The sequence below is a fragment of the Ancylobacter sp. genome (assembly GCF_965249975.1).
GTDB lineage: Bacteria > Pseudomonadota > Alphaproteobacteria > Rhizobiales > Xanthobacteraceae > Ancylobacter.
The window spans coordinates 127766-149621 of record NZ_CBDFNE010000020.1; the positions used below are offsets into that span (position 1 = coordinate 127766).

Here is a 21856-nt window from a genome sequence, read left to right on the forward strand (position 1 = left end):
ATGTGCCCATGCGCGTCCTCGCGGACGACGTGGCGGGCGACAGGCGCAACCGCGGGCGTGGCGGAACTGGTAGACGCGCTGGATTTAGGTTCCAGTGGCGAGAGTCGTGGGGGTTCGAGTCCCTCCGCCCGCACCAGTGCCTTACCCTTGTCCGGTGCCGCCTTCCGACCCATTTGCACCGAGCGCGGCCGTCGGCGATCACGCGGCCACGCACACCGACATTCGAGAGCCCGCGCACGCGGCAAACTAGACGAAGGCCGATTAAAATGCAGGTCACCGAACTCCTCGCCGAAGGTCTGAAGCGCGAATATCGCGTGGTGCTGCCGGCCTCCGAACTTGACGCCAAGGCCAATGCGCGCCTCAGCGAACTCAAGGACAAGGTCCGCCTCAACGGCTTCCGCCCCGGCAAGGTGCCGGTCGCGCATCTCAAGCGCATGTATGGCAAGTCCGTGCTCGCCGAGGTCATCGACCAGGCGGTGAACGAGGCCAACACCAAGATCATCGAGGATAACGGCTTCAAGCTTGCGATGCAGCCCAAGGTGGAGCTGCCGCAGGACCAGGAACAGGTGAACGAGGTCATCGAAGGCAAGGCTGACCTGTCCTTCACCGTGAACCTCGAAGTGCTGCCGGCGATCACGCTCGGCGACTTCAGGTCGATCACCCTCGACAAGCCGGTGCTCGCGGTCTCCGACGAGGAGGTCGAGGAGACCGTCAAGCGCATCGCCGACGCCAACCGCCCCTATGCCGCCAAGCCGGAAGGCACGGCCGAGAACGGCGACCGCGTCACCATCTCCTTCGTCGGCTCGATCGACGGCGAGAAGTTCGAGGGCGGCGCGGGCGAGGATGTGCCGCTGGTGCTCGGCTCCAGCAGCTTCATCCCCGGCTTCGAGGAGCAGCTGGTCGGCATCAAGGAAGACGAGACCCGCACCGTCACCGTCACCTTCCCCGAGGCCTATCAGGCCGCTCATCTCGCCGGCAAGGAAGCCTCGTTCGAGGTGACGGCGAAGATGATCGAAGCCCCGACCGAGATGGAAATCGGCGACGAGTTCGCCAAGACGCTGGGCATGGACAGCCTCGCCGCGCTCAAGGAGCAGGTGAAGAGCCGCATCGCCCAGGAGCACAACGCGCAGAGCCGCAACAAGGCCAAGCGCCGCCTGCTCGACGCGCTGGACGGCCTGCACCAGTTCGACGTGCCGCCGACCCTGGCGGAACAGGAATTCGATGGCATCTGGGGTTCGGTCACCTCCGAGATGGAAGCCCAGAAGAAGACCTTCGCCGATGAGGGCACCACCGAGGAGGCCGCCCGCGAGGACTACCGCAAGATTGCCGAGCGCCGCGTGCGCCTCGGCCTGGTCCTTGCGGAAATCGGTGAGAAGAACAACATCCAGGTCACCGACGACGAAGTGACCCGCGCCGTCGTCGAGCGCGCCCGGCAGTTCCCGGGGCAGGAGCAGCAGGTGTGGGAGTTCTACCGCAAGAACGCCCAGGCGCTGGCCAGCCTGCGCGCGCCGATCTTCGAGGAGAAGGTCGTCGACTACCTGCTCGAACTCGCCACCGTCAACGAGGTCCCCGTCACCCGCGAGGAACTCTATGCCGAGGACGAGGACGACAAGGCGGCCTGATTTCGGCGGAACGCGCGGAGTCGTGCACGGCGCGCGGCTCCGCCTCCCGCCGCGGCCGCACCGGCGGGCTGGTAGGGACGCGCTTTCCCTTTATTGTGGGGTAGGTGGATTCGCGGGCGGCGCAGGCGCGCCGTGCCGCCGAGGATCGAAATATGCGTGACCCGATTGATACCCTGAACAACTACCTGGTCCCGATGGTGGTCGAGCAGACCAACCGGGGCGAGCGTTCCTACGACATTTATTCGCGGCTGCTGAAAGAGCGCATCATTTTCCTGACCGGGCCGGTCGAGGACGGCATGGCGACCCTCATGGTCGCCCAGCTGCTGTTCCTCGAAGCGGAGAACCCGAAGAAGGAAATCTCGATGTACATCAACTCCCCTGGCGGGGTGGTGACATCGGGTCTGGCGATCTACGACACCATGCAGTTCATCAAGCCGGCGGTGTCGACGCTGTGCATCGGCCAGGCGGCCTCGATGGGCTCGCTGCTGCTGACCGCCGGCGAGAAGGACATGCGCTTCGCCCTGCCGAACGCGCGAATCATGGTGCACCAGCCCTCGGGCGGCTTCCAGGGCCAGGTGACCGACATCATGCTCCACGCCAAGGAGATCATGAGCCTCAAGCAGCGGCTCAACGAGATCTACGTGAAGCACACGGGCCAGGACCTCAAGTCGGTGGAAGACGCGCTGGAGCGCGACAACTTCATGACCGCCGACGTGGCCAAGTCCTTCGGCCTTATCGACAAAGTGATCGACAAGCGCCCGGATGAGGCCGCAGTGAAGCCCTGACGGGCCTTCGCGCCGTGTTTCCGAATGCGGCGCGACTTTCTATATTGACACCTGAGCCCGCGTCGAGATGAAGCGCGGGCTTGCATGCGTCGCGGTATCGCGCTTGCATGGCATCAGCATGAAGTGTCGCCTGGAGGTGTGACGGGGGGACGACGGGCAGGCGCCCATTTTCGCGAAATCGGGGATGGTGCGAATGCCTTCTTGATCGGATCGTGGCCAGCGTGCTTGGCTGTGACGGAACAGGGACCCTTAAGTCGCTTCCTTTTGACGGCCTTTTCGAGCCGTCGCGTTTCTCCCCCCTTGGAGGCCCGCGGCGGCCGCGGGACTGGGGCGGTTCCGGGCAGTGCCTGGACCGCCGAGCGGACGGAGAGACGCATGAGCAAGGTTGGCGGCGGCGACAGCAAGAATACTCTTTACTGCTCGTTCTGCGGCAAGAGCCAGCACGAGGTCCGCAAACTCATTGCGGGACCGACCGTGTTCATCTGCGATGAATGCGTCGAGCTGTGCATGGACATCATCCGCGAGGAGAACAAATCCTCGCTGGTGAAGTCGCGCGACGGCATCCCGACCCCGAAGGAAATCTGCAAGGTCCTGGACGACTATGTGATCGGCCAGTTCCATGCCAAGCGCGTCCTCTCGGTGGCGGTGCATAACCACTACAAGCGCCTGAACCACGCGACGAAGCACGCCGGCGATGTCGAGCTGGCCAAGTCCAACATCATGCTGATCGGGCCGACGGGCTCGGGCAAGACGCTGCTCGCGCAGACGCTCGCCCGCATCCTCGACGTGCCCTTCACCATGGCGGACGCGACCACGCTGACCGAGGCGGGCTATGTCGGCGAGGATGTGGAGAACATCATCCTCAAGCTGCTGCAGTCGGCCGACTACAATGTCGAGCGGGCGCAGCGCGGCATCGTCTATATCGACGAGATCGACAAGATCAGCCGCAAGTCCGACAACCCGTCCATCACCCGCGACGTGTCGGGCGAGGGTGTGCAGCAGGCGCTGCTGAAGATCATGGAAGGCACGGTCGCTTCCGTGCCGCCGCAGGGCGGGCGCAAGCATCCGCAGCAGGAATTCCTGCAGGTGGACACGACCAACATCCTGTTCATCTGCGGCGGCGCCTTCGCCGGCCTCGACAAGATCATCTCCTCGCGCGGCAAGGGCACGTCCATCGGCTTCGGCGCGGTGGTGGCGGCGCCCGAGGACCGCAAGCCGGGCGAAGTGTTCCGCGAAGTGGAGCCGGAAGACCTGCTGAAATACGGGCTGATCCCGGAATTCATCGGTCGTCTGCCGGTCATCGCCACGCTGGGCGACCTCGACGAGGCCGCGCTGAAGAAGATCCTCTCCGAGCCGAAGAACGCGCTGGTGAAGCAGTATCAGCGCCTGTTCGAGATGGAGAATGTCGAGCTGACCATTCATGAGGAAGCGCTGGGCGCCATCGCCCGCAAGGCCATCGAGCGCAAGACCGGCGCGCGCGGCCTGCGCTCGATCATGGAAGGCATCCTGCTCGACACGATGTTCGACCTGCCGGGCCTCGAAGGCGTGGAAGAGGTCGTCATCAGCAAAGAGGTCGTCGAGCAGAACGCACGTCCGCTCTACATCTATGCGGACCGCGCAGCCGGCGATGCGGGCGCGAGTGCGTAGTCGACCGGCGGTGGACAGGGCCGGGCCATCAGGTCCGGCCAGCGACGCGGCCCGCTCCCTTGACGGGGGGCGGGGGCATCGCCATCTGAGCCTCAACCACCGGTCCTCGACCGCATCGACGTGCCCCGCGCGCCTGACGCAGCCCCCGCACAGAGATCAACGTTCGCGTTCCGGCCGCATCGCGGCGCGGTTCTCCCCGGGGACGTGTGTCCTCGGGTCTGGTCGCCTGCCGCCCAAAGAAAGGAAAGAGCCATGACGAGCCCCAAGCCTCGCACCGCGCTCACCCCGGGAGTGGCGCAGACCTTCCCGGTCCTGCCGCTGCGCGACATCGTCGTCTTCCCGCACATGATCGTGCCGCTGTTCGTCGGCCGCGAAAAGTCGATCCGCGCCCTCGAAGAGGTGATGCGCAACGACACCTTCATCCTGCTGGCGACGCAGGAGAACGCCTCGGACGACGATCCGGCGACCTCCTCCATCTACAAGATCGGCACGCTGGCCTCGGTGCTGCAGCTCTTGAAGCTGCCGGACGGCACGGTGAAGGTGCTGGTCGAGGGCATTTCGCGCGCCAAGGTCAACCACTACACCGACCGCACCGACCTCTATGAGGCCGAGGCGCAGGCGCTGGAAGAGGAACTCGGCTCCAAGGTCGAGGCCGAGGCGCTCGGCCGCTCCGTGCTGGCCGAATTCGACAGCTATGTGAAGCTGAACAAGAAGGTTTCGCCGGAAGTCGTCGGCGTCGTCACCCAGATCGAGGATCACTCGAAGCTGGCCGACACCGTCGCCTCGCATCTCGCGGTGAAGATCCCCGAGAAGCAGGCGGTGCTGGAGATTCTCAAGGTCACCAGCCGGCTGGAGAAGGTGCTTTCGCTGATGGAGAGCGAAATCTCGGTCCTTCAGGTCGAGAAGCGCATCCGCACGCGCGTCAAGCGCCAGATGGAGAAGACCCAGCGCGAGTACTATCTCAACGAGCAGATGAAGGCGATCCAGAAGGAGCTGGGCGACGGCGAGGATGGCCGTGACGAGCTGGCCGAGCTGGAAGAGCGCATCAAGACCGTCAAGCTCTCCAAGGAAGCGCGCGAGAAGGCGACGCATGAGCTGAAGAAGCTGCGGCAGATGTCGCCCATGTCGGCGGAAGCCACCGTGGTGCGCAACTATCTCGACTGGCTGCTGTCGATCCCGTGGGGCAACCGCAGCAAGGTCAAGAAGGACCTGCCCTTCGCCCAGAACGTGCTCGACACCGATCATTTCGGCCTCGACAAGGTCAAGGACCGCATCGTCGAATATCTCGCCGTGCAGAGCCGGCAGAACAAGCTCACCGGGCCGATCCTGTGCCTGGTCGGCCCGCCCGGCGTCGGCAAGACATCGCTCGCCAAGTCCATCGCCAAGGCGACGGGCCGCGAATATGTGCGCGTCGCCCTCGGCGGCGTGCGCGACGAGGCCGAGATCCGTGGCCATCGCCGGACCTATATCGGCTCCATGCCCGGCAAGATCATCCAGTCCATGCGCAAGGCCAAGAAGGCCAACCCGCTGTTCCTGCTGGATGAGATCGACAAGATGGGCGCGGATTTCCGCGGCGACCCGTCCTCGGCCCTGCTTGAGGTGCTCGACCCCGAGCAGAACCACACCTTCGCCGACCACTATCTGGAAGTGGATTACGACCTCTCCAACGTGATGTTCGTGACCACCGCCAACACGCTGAACATCCCGCCGGCCCTGCTGGACCGGATGGAGGTGATCCGCATCGCCGGCTACACCGAGGACGAGAAGGTGGAGATCGCCCGTCGTCACCTCATCCCGCAGGCGCTGACCAAGCATGGTCTGCAGCTGAAGGAATGGTCGATCGACGACGAGGCGCTGCTCACGCTCGTGCGCCGCTACACCCGCGAGGCGGGCGTGCGTAACCTTGAGCGTGAGATTTCCAATCTCGCCCGCAAGGCGGTGAAGGACCTGATGCTGACCAAGAAGAAGACGGTCAAGATCACGGTCAAGCAGCTGGAGGACTATCTCGGCGCGCCGAAGTACCGCTATGGCGAGGCCGAGAGCGAGGATCAGGTTGGCGTCGTGACCGGCCTTGCCTGGACCGAGGTGGGCGGGGAAATCCTCACCATCGAAGGCGTCATGATGCCCGGCAAGGGCAAGATGACGGTGACGGGCAATCTGCGCGACGTGATGAAGGAATCGATCTCGGCGGCGGCCTCCTATGTCCGCTCGCGCGCGCTCGATTTCGGCATCGAGCCGCCGCTGTTCGACCGCCGCGACATCCACGTCCACGTGCCGGAGGGGGCGACCCCGAAGGACGGGCCGTCCGCCGGCGTCGCCATGGCCACGGTGCTGACCTCGGTGCTGACCGGCATCCCGATCCGCCGCGATGTCGCCATGACCGGCGAAGTGACGCTGCGCGGCCGGGTGCTGCCGATCGGCGGGCTGAAGGAAAAGCTGCTGGCGGCGCTGCGCGCCGGCATCAAGAAGGTTCTGATCCCCGAGGAGAACGCCAAGGATCTGGCGGAAATCCCGGACAATGTGAAGAACGCGCTTGAGGTCGTGCCGGTGTCGCGGATGGACGAGGTGCTGCAGCACGCGCTGGTCCGCCAGCCCGAGGCGATCGTCTGGGAAGAGAAGGTGCTGGCGCCGGCCACCGAGGTCGAGCCTGTCATCGCCCGCGACGAGATCGGCGTCATCGCCCCGCACTGAGCGGGCGGACCCGGCCTTTACAACGTGAAGATGAGGCGGCGGTGCCCATGGGCGCCGCCGTTTTCGTTTGGCCGGGCCTTGGCCGCTCCGACGCCGATTCGGTGAGGGAAAAGCCAGGCGTTCGCCCAAAATGCGGGCGCGGCAGAACCGTCACAAATTACGGTATCCCATTACACGCAATCGCCCCGAAGTCGTGTATTTGTGCGGGTTTCGCGGTGGGAGCGCTTGCAATCGCCGCAATTTGGGGAAAGTGTGCCCGCCCGTCGTCGGTGCATGCGACCGACGATTCTTGTGCAATCAAGGGAAGGACCGGTCAAATGACCACGAAGAACGAACTCGTCGCCGCTGTGGCCGAGCAGGCCAAGCTGACGAAGGCTGCTGCGGCGGCCGCGGTCGACGCGACCTTCGATGCTATTGCCGCCTCGCTGAAGGCCGGCGAAGAAGTCAAGCTGATCGGCTTCGGCAGCTTCTCTGTCGTGACCCGCGCCGCGCGCGAAGGCCGCAACCCCCGCACCGGCAACCCGGTCAAGATCGAGGCCTCCAAGGCCCCGAAGTTCACGCCCGGCAAGGGCCTGAAGGAAACCGTCAACGGTTGATCCTCGCGGCGTCGCGCCCCCCGTGCCTGAGGGTGCGGGGTGCGGTGCGGCGCCGAGGGCGCAGGTTCGCCGGCCATGCCGGCGGACCCGCGCTGCGCCCACACCCCCGTGGTGGCGCATGGCGGCAGCGACAGACGCGCCGCGCCTGCCTTTTTCAGATATCCATCCGCATGAGCGGCGCGCCCTGTGCGCCCCGACTCAACTGTCGAGATGGCACGGCCACGGGCCGATGGCGCGTCTGCTGGCGCGTCTGCGCCGCCCGTCTCACCCACAGCCTCTTTGACACCGGCGCCGCTTTCTCGTCAGAGGCTCTTGCCGCCTCGCGGCGGCGATGCTTAAACGCGGCCGGCGAAAGCCGTGCGGGCGGTTAGCTCAGTTGGTAGAGCATCTCGTTTACACCGGAACGCCCTAAAACGCCTCTAGGAGCGCCAAGGGCTTGATAGGGGTGGTGTGTCGCCCCGGCATGCGCCGGAAGGCGCCACGGGGCGCCTGAGGGCGGCCAATACGGGACAATTACGCGCCAGCGTTTCCTAGCCTCTGACCATTTCGAGGATATCCTCGAAATGGTTCCCTTTTGGGAACGGCGCAGGCACCCGTTCCCTTTTCCATGGCGGCCGACGCAGGGCGGGATGCTCGCAGGCATAGAGCCAGTGTCTTGCAGGCCACCCGCGCCCACGGGCGGAGAGGGTGGGTTGTAAGGTGCCGAAGGCACGGCGCGGAAATGTCAGAACAAAAAATGAACAAAAAATGGCAAGTCTCGCTTGCTGCCGAGTCCCTCATGTGCCAGCATGTCACAAAATGTCCCGGGGGTGAGTCTTGACCAAGTTCGTGAGTACCAGGCAGCGTGCGCGTCTGTCCGTCAATGAAACGGCAAGACGCGTAAGCCGGACCCGCAGGACGGTCTACCGGTGGCAGAAGGGTGATACGGCTCCCGACCAGAGCGCGATGGAGCTGTTGCAGGGGCTTTGCCCCAAGCCTAGCTCTGCGTCCGCTGCCGATTTCACCTTCATCGACCTCTTTGCCGGCATCGGCGGGCTGCGAAAGGGGTTCGAGGGGGCAGGGGGGCGCTGTGTATACACTTGCGAGTGGGACAAGTACTCGCGCCAGACGTACGAGGCCAATTTCCCTCACGACGATCATGAGATAGCGGGTGACATTCGCGAAGTGTCAGCCGACGAAGTGCCTGACCACGATCTCCTTCTGGCGGGATTCCCATGCCAGCCCTTTTCCATTGCCGGTGTGTCGAAGAAGAACGCGCTGAATCGTCCGCACGGCTTCGCTTGTGAGGCACAGGGGACGCTTTTTTACGACGTCGCCCGCATCATCCGTGAGAAGAAGCCCAAGGCTTTCCTGCTGGAGAACGTCAAAAACCTGCTGAACCACGATCGCGGGCAGACTTTTCGTGTGATCCACGACGTTCTCAAAAACCAGCTCGGGTACCATATTTCGTTCCGAGTGCTGGACGCCAAGTCATGGCTGCCTCAGCATCGCGAGCGCATTTTCATCGTTGGCTTCCGGGAAGAGTGCGGTTTCGACCTCGCAGATCTGGTGGTGCCAGACCCCTTTAAGGGGCCAAAGCTTCGTTCGATTCTTCACGCGGAGGATGGGTCAGAAAGTGTCGATCGCCATTACATCGGCCGCGACGGCAAGGTCTCTGATCGCTACACCCTCACTCCGCACCTCTGGAAATATCTTCAGGATTATGCGGAGAAGCACCGTCAGAAGGGCAACGGGTTCGGATTTGGACTTTTCGGACCTGAAGATGTCGCCCGTACGCTGTCAGCCCGGTATTACAAGGATGGGTCGGAGATTCTGATCCGTCAGGCAGGGGAAACTCCCCGCCGTCTGACGCCAAGGGAATGCGCCAGGCTTATGGGATTTGATGAGCCCGGCAAGAGCGAGTTTTTCATCCCGGTTTCGGATACTCAGGCTTACAAGCAGTTTGGCAATTCGGTCGCTGTCCCGACGGTGAGGGCCGTAGCTGATTTCATGAAGCCATACCTGACCGGTACTGCCGTGAAGCACCAGCTGATACCGGAAGCCGAGTGTGCCTGACATTGTGGATGTCGCTACCCGCAGCCGGATGATGTCCGGTATACGCGCTAAGGACACCAAGCCCGAAATGATAGTTCGCCGCGGGCTCCATTCTTCCGGCCTGCGATACACACTGCATGTTCGATCTTTGCCGGGTACCCCGGACATTGTGTTTCCGCGCAAGAAGGCCGTGATATTCGTTCACGGCTGTTTCTGGCATGGGCATGACTGTCATCTTCACAAGGTGCCGGATACGCGGAAAGAGTTCTGGTCACAGAAAATCGATGGAAACCGCATCCGGGATGTGCGTCACCAGCGTGACCTGTCTTGTCTGGGATGGAGGTATCTTGTTGTCTGGGAATGTGCGCTGCGCGGGAAAACGCGCCGGCCTGTCGATTCGGTGATCGAGGAAACGGCCGAATGGGTCAGGTCGGGTTTAACAAGCGCCGAGATCGGGGGACGAGAAGGTGGCGCTCGCTGATGTAACTGACTGGATGGATGAGTTCGGCAGGCCCGGCTTCCTTTGGTACGTGAAGCGGCTGTCATCAAACGACACGGGCGCCAACGGCACTCATCAAGGCGGGCCGTATATTCCGACTGAGCTTGCCTTTAAGCTTTTCCCCGATCTGCCGGGTTCTACGGAAACGAACCGCGACGCCCGGGTCGACATTTACATTGACTCCCATCCTGAAGTCAGAAATGTGCGTGTCGTCTGGTACAACGGAAAATATCGCGACGGCACCCGCGATGAAGTGCGCATGACACAATTCGGCGGCCGGGCGTCGCCTCTACTCGATTTCGACAATACCGGCGCCCTCACCGTCTTTGCCTTTGAGGTCACTGAGAACGGACACGCACTCAGCTGCCACATCTGGGTTTGTGGAGGCGACGGTACGGAGGCCGACCTCTTTGAAGAGCGATTGGGGCCAGTAGAACCGAAACAGCACATAGTCTGGACGCCAGGCGATATGCTGCCGTCGATGGACCTTTTTGCCGAAGCGGCGAGCGGAAAGTCGAGCTGTCGGCTCCCCTCATCAAAGATTCCGCCTGAATGGTTCGTCAAATTTCCCAGCGGCGAGGAGATCATCCGTCGCACGATTGAAAAGAGGCCTCTCGCCACAGCCAATATCGATGTCCGGCTCATGGCTCGCCGCAAGTGCGAGTATGAGATGTTTCTTGGCGTCGAGGAGGCCGTGTTCCTTCCGCGTATTACCGAGGGGTTCACCAGCATCGACGGCTTTCTCAGCCTCGCGCAGACCGTGCTGCAAAGCCGGAAATCACGGTCGGGCAGATCCCTTGAGCTGCATATTCGGGAGATCCTGAAGGAGGAGGGGCTCGTTGCGGGAACAGACTTCAGCCACAACGCTACCGTGGATACGAACAGCAAACCTGACTTCCTGTTTCCTTGCGACGCCGATTACCGCGACCCGGAGTTTCCTGCTGCCAAACTCCGCATGCTGGCAGCCAAGACGACCTGCAAGGATCGGTGGCGCCAGGTCACCAAGGAGGCCAGCAGGGTGGCTGAGAAGCACCTCCTGACTTTGCAGGAAGGTGTTTCTGAAAATCAGTTCGAAGAAATGCGGGAGGCTGGTGTTCGGCTGGTTGTGCCAGCCTCACTGCATACATCCTACCACGAGAACATTCGCCCTCATCTCATCAGCTTTGAGAGTTTTGTGGCCGATGTTCGTCACCTAAAGCTTTAATCTTCGCCCGCAGATACGCCAGTGGGTCTTCATCATCGAACCGCAGCTCCGGCTTTTTCTCCTCAAGCAAGTGGAAGAAGCCGAGCTGTTCCATGACCGGCTACGCGTACCTGATTTTGCCAGACGTAAACACGGTGGCGTAATGGTCGAATTCCCTGCGCCCGCTAGGAAACTCGGTGGCAATATCCACATTAACGCGGTGGCCAACGTCAGCAGCCAAGCGCTTGGCGGCGTCTAATGCCACCTGCTCTGACTGGTGCAGCGCATCTACGCTTTCATCAAATGCAGCGTCTTCGCTGGCCAGGTCATCGCCATCAAATTGGTTGGGGCAAATATAGTAATATGTAGGCAATTCCAAATCTTTAGCTTTCTTTATTGTGAAAGCATAATGATACCATTAACGCTATACGTCAATATTATTGTGAATAAAGCGAGAAAATTAAAATAAAAAGCCCGGCTTTAACCGGGCGTGTGTCTGACAGAAAAGCCAAGGATGCTACAATCCGGCGCCAGATATACCCCGACACAAGGGCATAATCAGCGTCGGCAAGGCTCTCCCCTAAATCAAGAAATGCGCTGACCTGACCAGCCGTGTACCATCTCGCGCAATGTCCGATGGGCTCATTTCATGCGCTGGCCTGATGGTCATTTCCACCAATTACCTACTCCAGCTTGCTTGAACCGGGTAGAGGCGTAGCCCCAAGCAGGGCCGCATTCGGTGCGCCTTGACTATAAGGCTAAAAGGTATAGGTACGTCAACGGATTTTAATTCCTCACAGTCGTAGCTCGCCTTTAGGAGGCAATCATGGCAATCAAGTCCTCGGCCCTTCCCGACTTTTCCGAAATGTCGATGGCCGAACTGCAAGAGCTGGTTGATGCCGCTCAGGCTGCCTTGAATGAAAAGAAGGACGCCCGACGCCAGGAACTGCTGGCGGAGTTGGAGGCCCTGGGAGGTGTCCCCCAAGCGACGCACCGTACACGGCCCGTGAGTGAAAGTGATGATACACGTACGCGCGCAACCCCGGCTCCTAAATATCGCAGCAAGCGCGATGCTGCGGTGACCTGGACGGGGAGGGGGGCAACGCCCCGCTGGATGCGGGAGGAGATGGATGCGATGAACATATCCACAAAGGACGAGTTTCTGATAAAATAAATTGTAGGTTTTTGTAGAGCAAAAGCCCCGGCAAGCGTCGGGGCTTTTTTATTTGTTGAGCACGCCTTTCTGAATAAATTCAGATTGAAGCCGCTTTAAGCGACGTGAGTGCGGATATTGTTTTAAGGCATCTTGAAAGGCGCTATGTGTATTTGCGTATGCTTGATGAATGCTATAGGGTTCCATTAGGCTCTGAAACCACTCTCGATCCCGAACCTCATCGGCTTGCTGAAAGCCAGCATTCTTGTATTGGATGTAGCGTCGATAGGTGTGTCCATGCATAAGAACTCCCCGATAAACATCCCATACGGCATATTTGTCGACGTAGTTGTATGCGTGTAGTGTCTCTACCAAGGCAATTAGGTCACGGTCCCGCTGCGTTATGTCCTCCGAAGCTTTTGAGAGGTGGTAATAGGCGTCACTATATAGTCCCTTTATGTGAAGTTCATACCGGTAGGATTTTGCAACGGCCCGGCCTTTGGATTCAAGCTCTGCTCTAAGGCACTTTGCGCGGATCATTGGTTTCGAAAGAGATTCATTGAGAAGGCGCAGCTCTTCGATAGACATCTTACGAATAGCCGCTACATCGGGAGCGGGTATCAGATACTCCTCGTCAAGAACTGGTTTATCGATATCGCGTACCAAATCTCTGTAAAGGCAAATCGAGTGCGAGAGGTCTAGCCGTTCCTGTCTCTCTCTCGCCCAACGCCAGAGCTTCTTTATCCATCCGACCATTTTGGTTACCTCTGGCTGCTCGGGATGATGTTACCAGCGTTGAATTGGCATGAGAATGGGAAAAGTCCTCGAAAGCGGTGGTCTTTGTGTTGCGCAATTGCCAGTCGAAGCGCAGCGGCGTTGCAAAATTGCCGGAAGAAACACGTTATCCTGGATGAATGTTCCAAGAGTTAGTCAATAATATTGACGAAAAATGAAGGTTAAGCGAACGTTCTGTTAAGGGCGGCTGCACCACACCGCGTCGCCCTGTCGATTGACGGTGTGGCGACAAACAATAAAGGTGTGGCCTCAACATGCCGAAATATTCGCAATGAATAAGCTCCGCAAACAGCGGGCGTCATTTACCCAAGTTCCCAATGAAATGCTCTGCGACGCGTCTCTTAGCCTGAAGGCGAAGGGTCTTTACGCGCTTATGTACAGCAAGCCTGACGGCTGGCAATTCTATGAAAGCGCCCTCGTCAAAGAGAGTAAGGACGGCAAGGATGCCGTCAGTACCGGCCTGAAGGAGTTGATAGACGCTGGATGGCTGAAGCGCTCAGGAGATCGCGTTGATAGCGATGGGCGGTTTACCGCTTATGACTATGAATTATTTGTATACCAGGGCGGATTTTCCGGAGCGGATAAACCGCAGCGGGAAAACCGCAGCGGAAAACCCGCAACTAATAATACTTATCTAAGTAATACTGAAAAAGATATAATCCCTGTATCCCTTTCGCCGCAGGAGGAACCAAAGAAGAAAGCCACCAAACATGCCAACCCTCGCACAAGCCTTGTCCAGTTTCTCGCAAACACTGACGGACTCCCGCCAGCCGAATGGGCAGAATACCCACGGCAAGAGCATGGATGGAACGCAGAGCGTCTCAACAGCACCTGGCGCGCCTTTAGCCGATACTGGAACAGCCCTGACTGTCCGAAGCCACTCAAACGAGATTGGAAGGGCACTTGGGAAAATTGGTGCGATAGAGAGGCCTCGAACGGCGGACGAAGCCGCCCGGCTGGCCCAGCAGCTGGTGGGAACCTTGCTGCCGCAATCAATGGATTTGTGGCTCGCCGCACAGGAGCGCAAGGCGCTGGATGGGATGGAGGTATATCCGCCGGTTCCCAAGCCGGAACGGACGCCAGAGATGCTGGAATGCCTCTCGCTGACGGTGAAATCCCTTTCTGAGATTACAGCGCCTGCCAAGGGACGGCCCGCCGAGTTGGCGCTGGAGCTGGGCAAGCTCTTCGCCGGGATGAACACGTTCACCGGCGACGCCGCAAAGACCGCAACCATGGTCGAGGTCTGGGGGGAACAGCTGGCGGAATTTCCGCTGTACGCCATCCGCAAAGCTGCTGTGTGGGCTTTGCGCGGCTCGGACAAGCTGCCCTCGCTCGCTGCGTTCATCGCCGATGTGCGCCTGGCAGTCGGCAGCAAGGTGCTGACCCGGCAGAAGCTGCTCCAGCGATACCTGACGGACGAACGGGCATGAGCGACTTGCGAAAAGCTACCGGCGAGCTGGAGCGCTATAGCCCGGCCTGGTGTGAGGTGATGTTGCCTGTCTTGGTGGCTGAAGCCGGAGTACAGCGCGTGCCGGACTACGGCTCCGGCACATTGGTAGAAATCAGCGGAAAGCTGGGCGCATAGAATTCACCGTGCCCCTAAAGCCGATGCCCGCGCCGCGCCCACGGGTCACGCGGGGCGGTATCGCGTACATGCCGGCGGCGTACAAGACGTGGAAGCGCGACTTTGCCCGCTGCGTGCCCTACCAGCTGCGGACGCAGTACGAAGGCGCTGTGAGCGTTTTCATAGACTGCATGGTGTGCGTGCCTAAGAGCTACAGCAAAAAGCAACGTGCGGCAGCGCTGGATGGCTTTGCGTGGCCTGCGGGTGACCTAGATAACAGCGCCAAGTCCGTTCTCGACGCCATGACCGAGGCTGGGGTGTGGAAGGACGACCGGCAGGTGGTGCTGCTCACGGTGCGCAAGCGTTATGCCGAGCAGGACGGCATCTTGGTTCGGGTTCTGCATGCCGCAAACGACAATCACGAGAGGTACGGCTTGACCGGAACCTGACGTTGCGGCGAAGATTCGGCGTGCGGATGGGGGACGGCATGGCAGCGCGTCGGTGGTGGGTTCTGGCGTTCGTGATTGGCATGGCTCCGTCGGCGCATGCGCAGGTATGGAGTACCTATTTCGAGCGGGATGGCTCCGCCGTCACAATGGCGCTGAAGGGTGATGCCAAGGGCACTCAGCCCCATGCATTGCATTGCAGCTACAGTGACAATAACCACATTACGATTGAATTTCCCGCCGGGGATAACTTGCCCGGAGAATGGTCAAGTTTCACTGTGTCAAGCAAGGACACACCGACGGCAGCCGAGGGCGTTGTATGGCTGAACCAAAATAAAGATGGTTATACTTGGCACGTCCGAGTTCTGAGAGATGCAATCGAAAACGTGGTAGATAGTCCCGATCCGTTCAAAGTAACAAAAGGCTTCAAAGATCACGAGATTCCGGTTCAGAAGGCCAGCCTGAAAGCGTTTCTGGACTCGTGCGCAGATGTCAAAGAACCCCGGCGCTCTCGCCGCCAGGATCTGCCGGTCACTCTAGCCGCCTGGAGTAAGGCAATAAAACCGGCTCCGACAAAGCCGATTGAGCCTGTAAAGCCGGTAAAGCCTGTGATGGCCCCTGCGCAGGTTGATGCTGCGGCCAAGAAACTCGCAGCGGATGCACTGGCGTCGATTAATGCAACTGAGGTGCAGCCTTTTGTGCCGGGAATGTCGAATTTGGAATTCTGCAATCGGACAAGCAAGACACTCTGGCTGTTTATAGCCTCACCAATCGATGAAGAAAGTGGAAAATGGCACGTCCAGGGCTGGTTCGAAGCCAAGCCCAAGAAGTGCGGCAATGTCTTGGTGCCAAAGGGCCTAATGCACTATTTTGCGCAAACAGAGACCCGTCAGTGGAAGGGCAAGGACGGCTATTACTGCATGCCCCAACGCGCTGTCGATAAAATCGCGTTCCCAAAGGAAAAGTGCATTGCGGGCGAACAGCGGTTGGGGGCGGTAGAGATGCTTCTGGAAAACGACCAGTCAAAAATCGACTTCAAGCCATAGCAGTTAGCCAGTCCGCACCACCTTGGTGCCCTTGCCGCATGGCCCGCACCACAGGGCCAATCCGTATATGCGGGCCGCACGGTAAACATGCAGGCGGAATGTGCGGTATGGCAAAGGCGCGATAAATGCCTGATCAACCTGTAAGGTCAGCCATGGGTATTTGAGCGGGCGCCCGCGCTTTAATTTCGCGGGCGCTTCCTTGTTTTTGAACACGGTGATTTTGCTCATGGCGACGACCTAGAATGGGATTTCATCGTCAAAGGGGGCATCCGCGACAACCTGCTTCGCTTTGGCAGCTGGTGCCGGGCGGCTGCTCTCGTCGCGGTCGGACTTTTCGCCAAGCAGGATGAAGCTGCCGACTGATAGCTCCAGCGACTGGCGTTCGTTGCCATCCTTGTCTGTCCAAGGACGCAGGGAGGCTTCCCCGGTAAAGCCGATAGGCATTCCCTTTGCGAGGTTGAACTTCTCAAGCGTTTCGGCTGTCCTGCCAAACGCAGTCACATTCCGCCAGGTTGTGCGCTTGTTATCGCCATAGCCGGTGTTCACGGCCAAGGCAGCGTTGAATATCAGCTTGCCTGCCTGTGTTGTGCGAGTTTCCGGGTTCCGGCCAAGGTGGCCGATGATGGTTGCGGATGAGTGGTTAGGCACGGTTTGTAGCTTTCATTGGTTTTAGTTTAAGGCGGACGGCCCAAGTCGTATCGAGCGTCATGCCTTGGTCTGCCAGCCACTGCTCCACCTTTGGCCAGTCAATCGCTGCGCTGATTTTCTCGGTGATGCACTCTGGCGGCAAATCTTTCTTCTCGAAACCGTACTGGCGTTTAAGCCATGCCTCGCTCAAAGCCTCTTTTGTCAGGCTGGAGCTGGCAGTCTCGTTTTCCAGGCAAACCTCGCCTGTCTCCTGGTGGCGCCGCAACAGCTCGCGCTTGATGTCGTCCAGGCGGGCGTAAAGCTCGTCAGCGTGGGCTTTCGTATCCATAGCCTCGGTGATGAGCTGGTCATTGGAAAATGTGGTGAAGTCCATGGCTAGACCCCACCATCTTCAAGAATCTGCGCGGCCTCCGGGTATGCCCAGCAACGCTCAATCACCCTTGCGTTTTCCAGCCGGTAAGCCTTCAACAGCTCGGGATCGGATGGCCTCATCTCAACCAGCGCCTTGGCCTGATAAACGGCCTTGGCGGTTTTCTCCTCCAGAGTCAGTTGTGGTTGTGGTTGGGTCTGAGGGGCGGGGGAGGTCGAAGCGCGTTGGGGCTTCTTGCCATCTAGCAGCGCCGCCAGCCGAGAGAACTCGCTTTTCTCGATGCCTCGAACTATGGGGTTGCCGTTCTTGTCCTTGATTAGCTCGCCGGACTTATCACGAGCCAATTCTAACGCCACCCAAGGGCTTGCCACGTCGTACAGATAACGACCAATTCCCCATTTTACGGCTGCCCGTTTAAAAGCATCGCTCAGTGCGCCTTTCTCGGCCTCAATGTCGCTGTCGCCAGCACCATCGGCCTTTGTGACCCAACTGCTGCGTAGAAACTCTATGACGCCTTCCGGGAAAGTTGTTGAGCCGTCTTTAAATCCTGGGACAAAGGCACGCTGGCAGATGCTCAGGTAGCAGATAGTTTTTCCGCCGTGAACCTCGTACCGATCTTGCCAATTTTCAGGGCCGACGATGGCATCAAGGCGCTCCATAACGTCGCGCGCATCTATGTACGCTAAAGCCAATCCTTTTGTTTTATCTTTACTGGTACTGCCAACCCGCCAACTAATCTTATCGGCGGGAAACGCGGCGGCAAGCTGTGCAAAAACGTCGTTCACTCAATGCTGCCTCCTATTTGTTATAACCAACAGGCGCGCTGTCGTAATCTGCGCTGCCGTTTACCCAATCGACGTCCTCGCCGCCGCCGTGCGAATAGTGCTTAAGTTGTTTCATTATGGTTTCCTTTCTTTGTTGGTATCTGAACCTTACATTAAAGGTATAATAAAGGCAATAATAAAATATGTAATAAATATATTGACGACCTTTAAATATTGGGTCAGAATTAAATTACATAAAGAAAAGGACTATAAGAAATGGAAACGTATAACCCTATCAAGCCCGTTAAAGTGTCAATGGGCGATCTGTTGCGGGAACTCTATTGGGTGCATCGCTTTGAGGTGCACATGAGCGCAGCGCTTTTTGTGGCAGGCTCTGCATTTACCGCCTGCGCACTGGCCATCATCTAACCCTAAGAGAAAGTGAGGAATGTGAATCCGCAGTATCTACAGCAAGCCCGCACCCCAGAAGTGGGGCAGTGGGTGACCAGCAATCTCGCCAACCACCTCAAAAAAAACGAGGAGAACATGGGTGAGATTGAACACATCATCGACTACCTTAACAGCGACAAAGCCCCGCAGCGGCTCAAGAAAATGAGCTACAAGCAAGCTCGTGCGGCTGCCGAGCGTTGGAACACCAGTCTCCAGAAGAAGGGCGCATCAGTACGCGAGGATGAAGCCGACACGGCTGAGTTTATCGATTTTGGAGACGGCTTTCGCTTCGTGCGCCTGGTCGGAAAGAAAGCTTACGAGCGTGAAGGCCACCTTATGCGCCATTGCGTGGCTTCGTACTTTGGCCGTGGGGTTGAAATTTATTCCCTGCGCGATTCCGATAACCAGCCTCACTGCACCATTGAGCGCGACAGCGGCATCAATCAAATTAAAGGTAAGGGAAACGGCCATATTCACCCGCGATATGTCCACTACGTCGTCGCGTTCTTAGAAAAGTGCGGCCTGACGGTACGCGAGAGCGAACTGGCCAACCTGGGTTATACGCCGGTCACAAAAGAGTACCTGCATCTCGCGCAAACCGTATACGTGACGGTGCCAACCGCTGAGATAGGTGGCAAAACGTATTTGTACATTCACGGCGCTATGAAAACGAAACCCTATGATAAGAAGAAGGTTTTGGCGCTTTTAGAAAACAAGGCGGATGAGGCAAGTCTCATTCGAGCCATAAAAGCCAATCACACGCATTTGGCGTCGTTGATGGTTGCGCGCGGCCTGACCGTGGGCGACTGGCTCGACCTGAGGGGCACCGGCATCACGTCTCTGCCCGAGAACCTGACCGTGGGCGACTGGCTCGACCTGAGCGGCACCGGCATCACGTCTCTGTCCGAGAACCTGACCGTGGGCGGCTCGCTCTACCTGAGCGGCACCGGCATCACGTCTCTGCCCGAGAACCTGACCGTGGGCGGCTCGCTCTACCTGAGCGGCACCGGCATCACGTCGCTGTCCGAGAACCTGACCGTGGGCGGCTGGCTCGACCTGAGGGGCACCGGCATCACGTCGCTGTCCGAGAACCTGACCGTGGGCGGCTCGCTCGACCTGAGCGGCACCGGCATCACGTCGCTTCCTAAGTCGGCGAAGCTCAAAGGGAGGGTCATTCGATGAAAAACGCAGCCGTCTTTGGCATCATGATGGAGCAGCTTCAGCGCCATTATGAGCCTGGTCTGCCAATCACGCCAACCGACTTTGGCGTATCGTCAGCGCCTTCGGAACAGCTGTTACGGCCCAAGTCCGCCAACACGCAATGCGGTTACGTTCTGAAGGAGCTGATTGCAGGTCGGCGAGTGTCGTCCATGAGCATCATCTCCGGTGGGAACATCGTGAAGCCCACAAACCGCATTTCTGAGGTGCGCCGGACGTTGCGCTCCCACGGCATCACGTTGCGCCATGAGGTCGTGAAGGCCAACGGAAAGCGGTTCTACTCGTACTTTCTCGATGGGGCAGACCAGGCCCGCGCGGCTGGCCTGTTAAAGCCAGCTCAACCGAAGCCGGAGTGCTCGTGTCTGGACTGCTTAGGGGAGTGCACAGCATGATTGAGGTCATCATCTTTCTGGCTGGCTGCGCATTCTCGGCATGGCTTCGGGAGCAAAGCCATGAATAGCTTTCACGATTTCATGCGCCTGAGATTGTTGTACATCGCTGAATGCCTCATTCGTCTAGCAAATTGGCATCACGCGCGAATGTCACCGCAGGAACCATGGCCAGATTTGCCGTGGAAATCACCGGAACCGGGCTTTCTCCAACGCACAGCAGCGCAGACGGCTTTTGCGATGATGGATAGCTTGCCGGTGGAACAGCGTAAATATCAATAATAGAAGCCCGAATAATGGACACCACACGCATGGCCGAGGAATTGGCCAAAGGCATACAAAACCTGATTGAATCAGCCTATAGCGCGCATGTTATTGCCGATTGGACTGCACTCATCGCCACAGCTCTCGAAGCCGCAGCAAATAGTGAGCAGTCAAAGTGGAACACTGATATGAGCGCAGCGCCCAAGGATGGCACAATTATTAATGTAGTTGCTCGTTATCCCATGGCCACTGCCGGTTCTCCTACATACTCCGGTTATTATGAGGGGCGTTGGTATGAGTATTCCAAAAATCCCCCAGCAGTTGTTATCCCATGGGCGTGGCGCCCACGTGATGAATGGCCGCAAGAGCCCGCCGCGCCCGCAGCCGAATAAGTTATAAATGGCGCCGTGGTGAAATAATGCCTACTTGGATTTATCCTTTAAAGAAAAGGTGACGTCGAACACCTTCCAGCTGTCGTATTTGTCCTTGGGTAGGGTGTCAAACGGAGCGCTCTTGTAGATTGCCGCGATGGCCCGCTGGAAAGCCTGCTGGGCGAGGGGGTGGTCAGGCAACTTGCCACGCAAGGTTGGCGTACTCTCGATGTTGCCGTCTTTATCGAGTTTGATGGCAATATCGATGTTCGGGTAATCCAGCTTCTTCCCACTGGCATCGAGCGTGTTCCAGTTGGCCAGAATGCGCTTAAGAACAGCATTCATCTCGTTTTGTGGCGCTGTTTCGCTCGCTTCCGGTAAGTGGCTCCAATCTATCGGATTGAATGCCATCTCGATATCGTTCCAGCTGGCGTATTTTTCCGGTGGAAGCATGTCGAAAGGTTGCGCCTCGATAATCGAGCGCACGATGCTGTCGCGGGCCGCCATAAAATCCTTGCCAGATCCTTTTGTGAGAATTGCGGGCGGGGAGGATAAAGTGCCGTCGATACTCAATCTTATCCCCACAATGATGGGTTCTTTAAATTCTTCTGGCGCTCTCCATGAAGAATTTATTTTCTTCCTCAGGTCGTCAAGCTCCTGCTGGTTTAGCGGTACGGTTTGAGATTGCGCAGAGAAAGCTCTGGCTGGCTCGTTTAGTTTAGTGCCGAGAAGATCAAAGCGAAAAATTACGTTTTTAAACTGCGAAAATGCCAGAGACGGCAACTTCAGGGTGTTTGCGCACGAGAATACGGCATCCACTGCCAGGCGCTTGAATGCATCGGCGTCTGTTGGAGTCGGGCCGGACACCGTAGGTACCGATGGCGTGCCCGTTACATTACTATCTTCGTTCAGCAGCGCGTGAACTTCGGCAAAATAGCTACCCATATCTGGAAGCATGTTCACGGGAATATCCCAGCAGGCCAGAAAGCGGTCTTGTGCCTCCTTTAATCCCTGCGCAGTCATTAACGATCCTGTAGGCATTCCTTGCGGCAAGGGGTCTCTTATCGTCAGGCTTATTACCAACACCTGATCGGCTCTCGGAAGCTGGTCGGACTTTGCGGCCGAGGATCCCTTTTTAAGAGTATCGGCTATTGCGTTGGGATTGAATGTTTTTGGAGGTAGATCGTTCGGCTTCTTCGGCGCCACGGGCGGTGCCGGGGTTTCTGACCCGGTTCCAACCTGTTGTGCCCATGTTGGCGCCGCGGCCATTGCCAGGCAAACTGCCAGCAACCCGATCCAAAGATGCCTGCGCATGGTTGCT

At 58.8% G+C, this 21856-nt stretch carries 25 protein-coding genes and 1 tRNA gene; 19 read left to right on the forward strand and 7 right to left on the reverse strand.

Annotated elements, in window-relative coordinates; translation table 11 throughout:
• Nucleotides 1–51 precede the first annotated feature (51 nt).
• The 9 genes from ACP2AH_RS18705 to ACP2AH_RS18745 all read left to right on the forward strand — a co-directional run bounded on the left by ACP2AH_RS18705 (nucleotide 52) and on the right by ACP2AH_RS18745 (nucleotide 11078).
• Nucleotides 52–136 (forward strand) — tRNA-Leu (locus tag ACP2AH_RS18705).
• Between the two features lie 130 nt (nucleotides 137–266).
• Nucleotides 267–1622, forward strand: coding sequence for a trigger factor (tig, locus tag ACP2AH_RS18710; protein WP_425107185.1), 1356 nt, complete (start codon nucleotides 267–269; stop codon nucleotides 1620–1622).
• A 152-nt stretch (nucleotides 1623–1774) separates the two neighbouring features.
• Complete coding sequence (locus ACP2AH_RS18715) at nucleotides 1775–2407, forward strand: ATP-dependent Clp protease proteolytic subunit (RefSeq protein WP_425107186.1); 633 nt, start codon at nucleotides 1775–1777, stop codon at nucleotides 2405–2407.
• A gap of 375 nt (nucleotides 2408–2782) precedes the next feature.
• Nucleotides 2783–4054: an ATP-dependent Clp protease ATP-binding subunit ClpX gene (gene clpX / locus ACP2AH_RS18720; protein WP_244376030.1), complete on the forward strand. Its 1272-nt coding sequence runs from the start codon at nucleotides 2783–2785 to the stop codon at nucleotides 4052–4054.
• Between the two features lie 252 nt (nucleotides 4055–4306).
• A complete protein-coding gene (gene lon, locus ACP2AH_RS18725) occupies nucleotides 4307–6745 on the forward strand; it encodes an endopeptidase La (RefSeq protein WP_425107187.1) in 2439 nt (812 codons plus the stop codon).
• Between the two features lie 317 nt (nucleotides 6746–7062).
• A complete protein-coding gene (locus ACP2AH_RS18730) occupies nucleotides 7063–7341 on the forward strand; it encodes an HU family DNA-binding protein (RefSeq protein ID WP_018386927.1) in 279 nt (92 codons plus the stop codon).
• A gap of 816 nt (nucleotides 7342–8157) precedes the next feature.
• Entirely contained in the window at nucleotides 8158–9396 is a 1239-nt protein-coding gene (gene dcm / locus ACP2AH_RS18735) for a DNA (cytosine-5-)-methyltransferase (RefSeq protein ID WP_425107188.1), read from the forward strand.
• Nucleotides 9397–9400: 4 nt separating this feature from the next.
• Nucleotides 9401–9856 (forward strand): very short patch repair endonuclease, encoded by a 456-nt coding sequence (locus ACP2AH_RS18740; RefSeq protein WP_425107497.1) that lies wholly within the window; start codon nucleotides 9401–9403, stop codon nucleotides 9854–9856.
• Nucleotides 9843–11078, forward strand: coding sequence for a type II restriction endonuclease (locus ACP2AH_RS18745; RefSeq protein WP_425107189.1), 1236 nt, complete (start codon nucleotides 9843–9845; stop codon nucleotides 11076–11078). Before ACP2AH_RS18740 ends, ACP2AH_RS18745 begins: the two co-directional genes overlap by 14 nt.
• Nucleotides 11079–11178: 100 nt before the next feature.
• Here the strand turns inward: ACP2AH_RS18745 and ACP2AH_RS18750 are convergent, their stop codons facing one another.
• Nucleotides 11179–11436 carry a hypothetical protein gene (locus tag ACP2AH_RS18750; RefSeq protein ID WP_425107190.1) on the reverse strand — a complete coding sequence of 86 codons (258 nt, stop codon included), beginning with the start codon at nucleotides 11434–11436 and terminating at the stop codon, nucleotides 11179–11181.
• 447 nt (nucleotides 11437–11883) lie between these two features.
• On the opposite strand from ACP2AH_RS18750, the gene ACP2AH_RS18755 reads away from it, so the two are divergent.
• Nucleotides 11884–12231, forward strand: coding sequence for an H-NS family nucleoid-associated regulatory protein (locus tag ACP2AH_RS18755; RefSeq protein WP_425107191.1), 348 nt, complete (start codon nucleotides 11884–11886; stop codon nucleotides 12229–12231).
• 48 nt (nucleotides 12232–12279) lie between these two features.
• Here the strand turns inward: ACP2AH_RS18755 and ACP2AH_RS18760 are convergent, their stop codons facing one another.
• On the reverse strand, nucleotides 12280–12966 hold the full coding sequence (locus ACP2AH_RS18760; RefSeq protein ID WP_425107192.1) for a hypothetical protein: 687 nt from the start codon (nucleotides 12964–12966) through the stop codon (nucleotides 12280–12282).
• 749 nt (nucleotides 12967–13715) lie between these two features.
• Between ACP2AH_RS18760 and ACP2AH_RS18765 the strand changes: the two genes are divergently transcribed.
• Genes ACP2AH_RS18765 through ACP2AH_RS18780 form a run of 4 tightly spaced genes read left to right on the forward strand, consistent with a single transcriptional unit; the run spans nucleotide 13716 to nucleotide 16061 of the window.
• Nucleotides 13716–14435, forward strand: a complete 720-nt coding sequence (locus ACP2AH_RS18765; protein WP_425107193.1) for a hypothetical protein — start codon at nucleotides 13716–13718, stop codon at nucleotides 14433–14435.
• Nucleotides 14432–14590: a hypothetical protein gene (locus tag ACP2AH_RS18770; protein ID WP_425107194.1), complete on the forward strand. Its 159-nt coding sequence runs from the start codon at nucleotides 14432–14434 to the stop codon at nucleotides 14588–14590. The genes ACP2AH_RS18765 and ACP2AH_RS18770 overlap by 4 nt, the downstream gene beginning before the upstream one ends.
• Nucleotides 14591–14613: 23 nt before the next feature.
• A complete protein-coding gene (locus ACP2AH_RS18775) occupies nucleotides 14614–15018 on the forward strand; it encodes a RusA family crossover junction endodeoxyribonuclease (protein WP_425107195.1) in 405 nt (134 codons plus the stop codon).
• 38 nt (nucleotides 15019–15056) lie between these two features.
• Nucleotides 15057–16061, forward strand: a complete 1005-nt coding sequence (locus tag ACP2AH_RS18780) for a DUF1036 domain-containing protein (protein WP_425107196.1) — start codon at nucleotides 15057–15059, stop codon at nucleotides 16059–16061.
• 3 nt (nucleotides 16062–16064) lie between these two features.
• Here ACP2AH_RS18780 and ACP2AH_RS18785 read toward each other — a convergent pair whose 3' ends face one another.
• From ACP2AH_RS18785 to ACP2AH_RS18800, 4 genes are read right to left on the reverse strand one after another with little or no spacing between them, the layout of a single operon-like run.
• Complete coding sequence (locus ACP2AH_RS18785; protein ID WP_425107197.1) at nucleotides 16065–16289, reverse strand: hypothetical protein; 225 nt, start codon at nucleotides 16287–16289, stop codon at nucleotides 16065–16067.
• 9 nt (nucleotides 16290–16298) lie between these two features.
• Nucleotides 16299–16709: a single-stranded DNA-binding protein gene (locus ACP2AH_RS18790; protein WP_425107198.1), complete on the reverse strand. Its 411-nt coding sequence runs from the start codon at nucleotides 16707–16709 to the stop codon at nucleotides 16299–16301.
• Nucleotides 16702–17082, reverse strand: coding sequence for a hypothetical protein (locus ACP2AH_RS18795; RefSeq protein WP_425107199.1), 381 nt, complete (start codon nucleotides 17080–17082; stop codon nucleotides 16702–16704). The genes ACP2AH_RS18790 and ACP2AH_RS18795 overlap by 8 nt, the downstream gene beginning before the upstream one ends.
• Before the next feature lie 2 nt (nucleotides 17083–17084).
• Complete coding sequence (locus ACP2AH_RS18800; protein ID WP_425107201.1) at nucleotides 17085–17864, reverse strand: Rad52/Rad22 family DNA repair protein; 780 nt, start codon at nucleotides 17862–17864, stop codon at nucleotides 17085–17087.
• A gap of 255 nt (nucleotides 17865–18119) precedes the next feature.
• Here ACP2AH_RS18800 and ACP2AH_RS18805 point away from each other — a divergent pair, with 255 nt between their 5' ends.
• The 5 genes from ACP2AH_RS18805 to ACP2AH_RS18825 all read left to right on the forward strand — a co-directional run bounded on the left by ACP2AH_RS18805 (nucleotide 18120) and on the right by ACP2AH_RS18825 (nucleotide 20556).
• A complete protein-coding gene (locus tag ACP2AH_RS18805; RefSeq protein ID WP_425107202.1) occupies nucleotides 18120–18272 on the forward strand; it encodes a hypothetical protein in 153 nt (50 codons plus the stop codon).
• Between the two features lie 72 nt (nucleotides 18273–18344).
• Nucleotides 18345–19475 carry a PcfJ domain-containing protein gene (locus tag ACP2AH_RS18810; RefSeq protein WP_425107203.1) on the forward strand — a complete coding sequence of 377 codons (1131 nt, stop codon included), beginning with the start codon at nucleotides 18345–18347 and terminating at the stop codon, nucleotides 19473–19475.
• Complete coding sequence (locus ACP2AH_RS18815; protein WP_425107204.1) at nucleotides 19472–19903, forward strand: hypothetical protein; 432 nt, start codon at nucleotides 19472–19474, stop codon at nucleotides 19901–19903. The genes ACP2AH_RS18810 and ACP2AH_RS18815 overlap by 4 nt, the downstream gene beginning before the upstream one ends.
• 60 nt (nucleotides 19904–19963) lie before the next feature.
• Nucleotides 19964–20182: a hypothetical protein gene (locus ACP2AH_RS18820; protein ID WP_425107205.1), complete on the forward strand. Its 219-nt coding sequence runs from the start codon at nucleotides 19964–19966 to the stop codon at nucleotides 20180–20182.
• A 14-nt stretch (nucleotides 20183–20196) separates the two neighbouring features.
• The gene (locus ACP2AH_RS18825; RefSeq protein WP_425107206.1) at nucleotides 20197–20556 is read left to right on the forward strand and encodes a hypothetical protein; all 360 of its coding nucleotides are present in this window, start codon (nucleotides 20197–20199) and stop codon (nucleotides 20554–20556) included.
• Nucleotides 20557–20586: 30 nt separating this feature from the next.
• Here the strand turns inward: ACP2AH_RS18825 and ACP2AH_RS18830 are convergent, their stop codons facing one another.
• Nucleotides 20587–21849 (reverse strand): hypothetical protein, encoded by a 1263-nt coding sequence (locus tag ACP2AH_RS18830; protein WP_425107207.1) that lies wholly within the window; start codon nucleotides 21847–21849, stop codon nucleotides 20587–20589.
• Between the last annotated feature and the right edge of the window lie 7 nt (nucleotides 21850–21856).